A 6,378-nucleotide genomic window follows, 5' to 3' on the forward strand; every position below is an offset into this window, starting at 1 on the left:
TTCAACTTCTGCGGCGGTGCAAGCCTGATCACAAGGAGACACACCGATGCCCGGCGCGCGCAAGGTCGACGCGCCGGAGATCCCGCGCGGCGGTGAAGATGATCGCCGAGCAGAAGCTGTCCGTCGCCGAGGCGGCCCGGCGGCTGGGCGTCACCGCCCCGCCCCGCGGACCGGCAACCGCACCTGGTGCAGCGGGTACTCGCCCGCACCGGTGACGAACAGCGTCCGCCCGTCGGCCCCGCCGAACGCCAGCCCCGAAACGTTCCGCGGCACGCCGAGGATCATCGCGGCGACTTTCTTCCCGTCGGGCGCGACGACCGCCACCGCCTCGCCCGAGGTGTGGCTCTCGGCCCCGGCGACGTACAGGTTCCCGAGCGAATCGACGGCGATCCCCTGCAGTCGCCCCACCCACCCGAGGAGCGACTTCGCCCCGTCCTTCGCCGCGGGCAGGTCGGGCACGTCCGGCTCCAGCGCCTGCACCTTCAGGAAGAACTCGGCCTCGCCCGGCACCCCCTTCGCGTCGAGCGGGAACCGCCACACCCCGCGGCGCTCGGCGTTCGGCAACTTCGAGCTGACGTAGAGCCAGTCCTGTTTCGGCGACAGGGCGGCGCCGTAGGTGTGGCCGATCTTCGTGGCGAGGGCGGTCGGCTTGCCGCCGGGCGCGAGCACCCGCGTGCCGCCGTCGGGGAACCCGGACCAGTACACCGTGCCCGTCGCGTGGACCGCGAGGAACTGCGGCGTACCGACGTCGTCGGACGCAAGGACCGTTCGCTTGCCGTCGGCGGTGAACCGGAGCAGGCGCGGCCCGTCGTCGCCTCGGTCCACGACGACGAGGGAGCCGTCCGGAGCGGCCGCGACGCCGACGGGGGTGAGCCCCTCGGCGAACGTCTCGAACTTGTCCGGTGGCGTGAACGCCAGGAGCCGCTTGCCGCCGCGGTCGGCGACAATGAGCCGGTCACCCCACCACGCCATGCCCGATCCCGTGATCTTGGGCGACGACGCGACCGCCTCCGCCTTGTGCACCCCCGCGGGGGCGCGGTCGGGCGGGTCGTCGGCCGGCGCGGGTGCCAGCAGCGCGACCAGAGCCGCGAGTGCGACGGCACGCGCGGCCAAGAATGGGAAACCGGCGGTTGCGGGGGTGTTCATGATTGGCAGAATCCCGCCCGGTCGCGCCGCGGACCGAAAAATTCTGTCTGGCGCGGCGGTGGGTGGGGTTCTGGTGCTATCCCGCCCCATGGACTTCACATGTTCGAAGTCATTACCGGCTCCCGACTCCCCCTGTGCGACGGCACCTCGCGCCGCGACTTCCTCCGGGCGGGGCTCTTTGCGCTCCCCGGCCTCGGGGGGCTCGGCGGGCTGGCCGGCGGCGTGCGGGCGTCGGACCCCGCGGCGGCCGGCCCGGCGGTTCGGGACAAGTCGGTCGTGTTCCTGTTCCTCGCCGGCGGGCCGAGCCAGTACGAGACGTTCGACCCGAAGCCGGACGGCCCCGACGGGCACACCAGCATCAAGGGCCACATCCCGACCGCCCTGCCCGGCGTCCGGTTCGCGTCGTACCTGCCGAAGCTGGCCGGGCTCGCCGACCGGCTCACCGTGGTCCGCTCCTTTCAGACGAAGCACTCCGAGCACGACGGCGCGCACAAGCAGATGATGACGGCCGACCTGACCGTGCAGGACGGGCGGCCGATCACCGCCCCGGGCCTGGGAGCGGTCTACGCCCGCGCCGCCGGGGCCACGAACCCGGCGACCGGCCTGCCGCGGCACGCCCTGGTCCCGCCCACCACCCGCAACGCGAAGGGCCGCGCCGGGTTCAACGGGTCGTACGAGGGGGTCGTCGCGGGGTGCCAGCCGGCGCTCCTCGGCACCTCGTTCTCGCCGTTCGAGATGGCCGCCCCCGCGTCCGAAGGGGCCGTCGAGCAGAAGAAGCGGGGCCGACAGAACAAGACCGAGCCCGCCGCCCCGGACCCGCTCGCCGTGTTCGTCCCGGGCGTCCCGCTCCCGCAGCTCGACGGCCGCCTCGACCTGCTCAAGCAACTCGACACCCTCGACCGGCGGGCCGATTCGGCCGGCGCGATGGGCCGCCTCGACACGTTCACCGCCCGCGCCGCCGACCTGCTCCGCACCGGCAGCGTCCGCAACGCGCTCGACTTGTCGCTCGAAGCCCCTGCCACCGTTCGCGCCTACGACACCGAGCACTTCCCGAACTGGAACTGCGACGACAACTCGAAGTTCGTCCGGTCCGGCCCGTCGGTCGGGTTCTCGCTCGGCCGGCAACTGCTGATGGCCCGGCGGCTGTGCGAGGCCGGGGCCGGGTTCGTCACGGTGGTGTGCGCGAACTGGGACTTCCACGCCCGCAAGGGCATCCCGAACACGCCCGAGGGGATGGGCGTGTTCGGCCCGCCGCTCGACCACGCCGTCAGCGCGTTCCTCGACGACGTGAGGGCGCGCGGCCTCGAAGACAAGATCCTGCTCGTGGTCACCGGCGAGTTCGGCCGCTCGGGGCTCGACAAGAACCTCGGCCGGCACCACCACCCCAAGTCGTGCCCGCTCGTGCTCGCCGGGGGCGGGCTGCGGCACGGGCAGGTGGTCGGGCAGACCGACCGCCGCGGCAGCGAGCCAGCGGCCGACCCGATCGGCATCGCCGACCTGCACGCCACGATCCTGCACACCCTGCTCGACGTCGGCCGCCTGCGCGGCGACGCGGCCGCCCCCGCCGCCGTGCTCGACCGGGCGACGAACGGCACCCCTATCCGGGAGCTGTTCTCGTGACCCGGCCCGCAACCGTCGTCCTGCTCGCAGCCGCCGCGTGCGCTCTCGCGGCGGAGCCGCCGCCCGCGGCCACGCTCCGGGGGCACGAGCGGCCCGTGTCGTGCGTCGCGTTCGCCCCGGACGGCAAGCGGCTGGTCTCGGGGAGCGCCGACGGCACCCTGCGCCTCTGGGACGCGGCCACGGGTCGCGCCCTCCGCACGACGAACGCGGGCGGCGACGGTGTCAGTTGCGTCGCGTTCAGCCCCGACGGCAAGCGGATCGTGACGGGCCACTGGGACAAGACGCTGCGGCTGTGGGACGCGGCCGACGGCAAGGAAGTGCGTTCGCTGAAGGGGCACAAGGAGAACGTCCTGTGCGCCGCGTTCAGCCCCGACGGCAAGCGGGTCGCTTCGGGCAGCGGCGACGACACGCTACGGGTGTGGGACGCCGGCACGGGCAAGGAGCTGCTGGCGATCGAGTCGGCGAACGAGTACGACGTGACCGCCGTTGCGTTCAGTCCCGACGGCACGTGCCTCGTCTCCGGGGACGGCGACAACGTCTTGACAGTATGGGACGCGGCCGACGGCGAAGAACTCCTCGCGCTCACCGGGCACCGCCGCGCCGTGACCGCAGTCGCGTTCGACCCGGCGGGCACCCGGATCGCGTCCTGCAGTCAGGACGGGACGGTCCGCGTGTGGGACCGCAAGCACGGCAAGGAACTGCTGACGCTCAAGGGACACACCGAGGACGTCGCCGCGGTCGCGTACTCACCCGACGGCGCGCGTCTCTTGTCGGGAAGCGACGACCGGACGGTGCGGGTGTGGGATGCGAAGTCCGGCGACGAACTGCGGTCGCTGGCGGCGCCGGACCGCGTCGCGGCGGTGGCGTGGGCGTCGGACGGAACGCGGGTCGCGGCGGCCTGCGGGAACAACGTGCTGCTGTGGGAGGTCGCGAAGTGAATCGGCGTTCCGTGCTCCTGGTCTGGCTCGCCCTCGTGTGCCCCGGTGCGGCCGAGGCCGCCGACGACACGTTCCCCAAGGTGGTCGCTCCGTTTCTGAAGGAGCACTGCACCGCGTGCCACGGCGAGGAGCGGCAGGAGGCCGGCGTCCGCCTCGACCGGCTCGACGGCGTGACCGCGGCGAACCGCCACCTGTGGACGATGATCCACGAGCAGGTCGCGGCCGGGCGGATGCCCCCGAAGGGCAAGCCCCGCCCGGCCGACGCGGACACGAAGCGCATCCTTACTTGGGCGGCGGACGGCCAGCGCGCCCTCGGCGTCCCGAGCACCCGGCGGCTCAACCGGCGCGAGCTGTCGGCGGCGCTGCGGGACGTGACCGGGCTCACCGTCAACTTCGGCGCGGCGCTGCCCGGCGACGGCACCGTGGCCGGGTTCGATACCGGGGCCGAGGCGCTCCAGGAGGCGTCCGACGCGGTCGCCCAGTGGCTCGTCGTCACCCGCCGGGCCACCGACGCCCTCCGGTTCCTCGAACCGCCCCGCGGCAAGACCTTCGCGCTCGACTTCCGCGAGGTCAAGGACCTCCGCAAGGCGTTCGACACCTGGAAGGCCGACGGCGCGTCGGGCAAGGAACTGAAGGGGTTCCCGCGGCCGGGGGTCGGCCTGCTGGTCGAGCCGCGGGCCGTCGGCGAGCGCGACGAGCTGAGCTTCGCGGTCCCCGCCCCGCCGTCGAAGGAGGGCGTGCTGCGGCTCACCCTCACCGTTCACGCGATGAAGCCGTTCGACCCGCTCCCGAACCCGCGGCTGTGGGTCCGCATCGGCGGCCAGGACCTCGACTTCCGTGAGGTCACGGGCACCGCCGACAAGCCGCAGCGGCTGGTCTACGAGGTGCAACTCGGCGACCTCGTGGTACAGGCCAAGGGGGTCACGGTCTCGCTCGCCAACAAGGTCGAACTCCCCTACGCGGTGCCCGGGTTCGAGAACGAGGACCGCAGTAACCCGAAGGAACCGGTCCCCGGCGGCACCGGCCCGTACCGCCCGCAGTTCGACCGCAAGGCGCTGCCGCCCGAGAAGCAGCCGGCCCCGTACCTCGTGATTCAGACGCTGGCCGTCGAGCCCGACGTGACCGCCGCGTGGCCGCCGGCCGAGTGGAAGGCGGGCACCGGCGCGGTGACGGACGACGCGGCCGCGGCCGAGCGGCTGCTCGGGCTGTGGATGGAGCGCGCGTGGCGGCGGCCGGTGACCGCAGACGAGAGGGCGCCGTTCCTGAAGCTGTACGCGACGCAGCGGGCCGACGGGCTCGCGTTCGACCCGGCGCTGCGGGCCGCGTTCCAGTCGGTGCTGATGAGCGCCCCGTTCCGGTACATGGCGTCCCCGGGCCACCCGGACCCGGGCACCGCCCAGCACGCGATCGCCTCGCGGCTGAGCTTCATGCTCTGGGGCGCGCCGCCGGACGCCGAGCTGCGCGCGCTCGCCGCCGCGGGCAAGCTCCGCGACCCGAAGGTGCTCGACGCCCAGGTCGACCGGCTCCTCGCCGACCCGCGGGCCGACGCCTTCGTGCGGCCGTTCGTGCTCCAGTGGCTGGAGATGGAGCAGCCCATCACCATCGCCCAGGACCACCTCCAGAAGCAGGACTTCCGGTTCGCCCGCTACCTCAAGGCGTCGATGCGCGAGGAGACGGTCGCGTACGTCGGCCGGTTGATCGCCGACAACCGCCCGGCCGCCGAGTTGGTGAGCAGCGACTGGACGATGATGAACGACGCGCTCGCCCGGCACTACGGCTACCCGGCGCTGCCCGACGGCACGATGCGCAAGGTCGCGCTCCGGGCCAACGACCCGCGGGGCGGCGGCGTCCTCGGGCACGCGGGCATCCAGTCGATGCTGTGCTGGATGGGCGACAACTGGGTGATCTACCGCGGGGCGTGGGCGCTGCGGCACGTGCTCGACCACCCGCCGCCCCCGGCCCCGCTGGAGGTGCCCGAACTGAACCCGTCCGAGGGGAAGAACAAGGGCAAACCGTTCCGCGAGTTGCTGAAGCAGCACCAGGAGGACTCGCGGTGCTCGGTGTGCCACAGGAGCATCGACCCGGCCGGGTTCGCGTTCCAGAACTTCGACCTGAGCGGGCGGTGGCGCGACGCCGAGTACGAGCACTACCAGCGGGGCGAACTCGACGGCAAGATCGCGTGGCTCGGCGTCGGCAAGACGCGCCCGGTCGACACAGCCGGCCGGCTCCCCCGCGGCGAGGAGTTCACGACGTTCGCCGGGTTCAAGCAGGCGATCGTGACGCACTACCAGCCCGACGTGGTCCGCGGGCTGATGAAGAACCTGTTCGTGTACGCCGTCGGCCGCAAGCCCGGGATCGACGACGCGGCCGAGATCGCCGCCGTGACGGCCGCCGCACGGGCCAACGGCTACCCGCTCCGCGACCTCATCAAGGGCGTGGTGCGGTCCCGGGCGTTCCTGGAACAACCGCTGAAGTAAGGACGAGAGGACAGAAGCCCAGAGGACAGAGGGGCAGAGGACAGAAGCCGGAGCGGCCACGATGGCCTCAACTGATCTCTGCCCGTCTGAGGTTCTGCCGTCTGGTTACTGAGTTGAAATGCTGCCGGGACACGCGGGAGGTGACTGGCGGGCCGCCACGGAGGGCGGCCCCTACCAGACATCGGCCTTTGGTTTGT

At 72.8% G+C, this 6,378-nt stretch carries 4 protein-coding genes; 3 read left to right on the forward strand and 1 reads right to left on the reverse strand.

Annotated elements, in window-relative coordinates; translation table 11 throughout:
* Positions 1-150: 150 nt before the first annotated feature.
* Entirely contained in the window at positions 151-1,113 is a 963-nt protein-coding gene (locus ACTIGN_RS33825) for an SMP-30/gluconolactonase/LRE family protein (protein ID WP_439632322.1), read from the reverse strand.
* 132 nt (positions 1,114-1,245) lie between these two features.
* Here ACTIGN_RS33825 and ACTIGN_RS33830 point away from each other — a divergent pair, with 132 nt between their 5' ends.
* Genes ACTIGN_RS33830 through ACTIGN_RS33840 form a run of 3 tightly spaced genes read left to right on the forward strand, consistent with a single transcriptional unit; the run spans position 1,246 to position 6,181 of the window.
* Entirely contained in the window at positions 1,246-2,766 is a 1,521-nt protein-coding gene (locus ACTIGN_RS33830) for a DUF1501 domain-containing protein (protein WP_439632324.1), read from the forward strand.
* Entirely contained in the window at positions 2,763-3,704 is a 942-nt protein-coding gene (locus tag ACTIGN_RS33835) for a WD40 repeat domain-containing protein (RefSeq protein ID WP_439632326.1), read from the forward strand. Before ACTIGN_RS33830 ends, ACTIGN_RS33835 begins: the two co-directional genes overlap by 4 nt.
* Positions 3,701-6,181 carry a DUF1592 domain-containing protein gene (locus ACTIGN_RS33840; RefSeq protein ID WP_439632327.1) on the forward strand — a complete coding sequence of 827 codons (2,481 nt, stop codon included), beginning with the start codon at positions 3,701-3,703 and terminating at the stop codon, positions 6,179-6,181. Before ACTIGN_RS33835 ends, ACTIGN_RS33840 begins: the two co-directional genes overlap by 4 nt.
* Positions 6,182-6,378 lie beyond the last annotated feature (197 nt).

This window comes from Gemmata sp. (genome assembly GCF_051859125.1).
Taxonomy (GTDB): domain Bacteria; phylum Planctomycetota; class Planctomycetia; order Gemmatales; family Gemmataceae; genus Gemmata.